Origin of the sequence: Mesorhizobium sp. M7A.F.Ca.US.002.01.1.1 (assembly GCF_004022955.1) — a bacterium.
GTDB classification, from domain to species: Bacteria; Pseudomonadota; Alphaproteobacteria; order Rhizobiales; family Rhizobiaceae; genus Mesorhizobium; species Mesorhizobium ciceri.
The window spans coordinates 1-1,169 of the sequence record NZ_RZQE01000898.1; the positions used below are offsets into that span (position 1 = coordinate 1).

The following is a 1,169-nucleotide window of genomic DNA, read 5'->3' on the forward strand; positions in this document are numbered from 1 at the left end:
GACCGGGACGGTGCTGTTTTCCAAGGAGGCCGACAAGCCGATACCGCCGGCCTCGATGGCCAAGCTGATGACCATGGAAGTGGTTTTCAACGCCATCAAATCCGGCCGCCTGAAGCTCGACGATACGTTCGTGGTCAGCGAGAACGCCTGGCGCAAGGGTGGCGCGCCTTCGGGAACATCGACGATGTTCGCCAAGCTCAAGTCGTCGATCCGGCTCGAAGACCTGATTCAGGGCGTGACCGTGCAGGCGGCCAATGACGGCTGCATCGTCATCGCCGAAGGCATGTCGGGATCCGAAGACAATTTTGCCGCGCAGATGACCGAACGCGCCCGCCAGATCGGCCTCAAGACGTCGACTTTCGTCAATTCGACCGGCCTGCCGGCAGATGGCCAGCAGACGACCGTGCGCGAGCTGGCGCAGCTCGCCCTGCACCTGTGGCGCGATTATCCGGATTTCTATCGCTATTATGCCCAAAAGGATTTCACCTGGAACAAGATCTCACAGAGGAACCGCAATCCGCTGCTGGCGATGGACATCGGCGCCGACGGCCTGGCGGTCGGGGCGAGCGAGGCAGCCGGCTTCGGCATCGTCGGTTCGCTCAGCCACAATGGTACCCGCGTGATCGCGGCGATGAGCGGGCTGGCCTCGGACAAGGAGCGCGCCGAGGAAGCGCGAAAGCTGCTCGACTGGGGTGTCCGCTCTTTCGAGAAGACTGAAATTTTCGCCAGGGACGAGGTGGTTGGAGAAGCCCAGGTTTTCGGCGGCGCCAAATCCGGGGTGACGCTGAAGGCAAAGGGACCGATCGACATCTTCCTGCCGATCACCAACCGCGACAAGCTGACGGCCAGGATCGTCTATGACGGCCCGGTTGCAGCACCGGTGGAGGAGGGGCAGCCGGTGGGTGCGCTGCGCGTCTGGATCGGCGATACGCTGAGCCAGGAGACGCCGCTTTTCGCAGCCGAATCGATCGGCGTCGGCACGCTGCCGCAGCGCGCGCTCGATGCCGTCAAGGAACTGGCGGTCGGCTGGCGGCGCTAACGCATGTCGCTCAAAACCAGCCATGATTTTGGGGAACGGCATGCATAAGGGCAAAAAATCGACGGCATGGACGTTTGGCCCAACGCGGACTATCTAGAGCGCTACAATCCCATTCAGCCATGGACAAGAA

The 1,169-nt window shown here is 62.3% G+C and carries 1 protein-coding gene; it reads left to right on the top strand.

Annotated features, from left to right (window positions below):
• Positions 1 to 1,039: D-alanyl-D-alanine carboxypeptidase family protein (locus EN932_RS36545; protein WP_164890862.1), on the top strand; the 1,039-nt coding region annotated here is incomplete at its 5' end.
• Positions 1,040 to 1,169 lie beyond the last annotated feature (130 nt).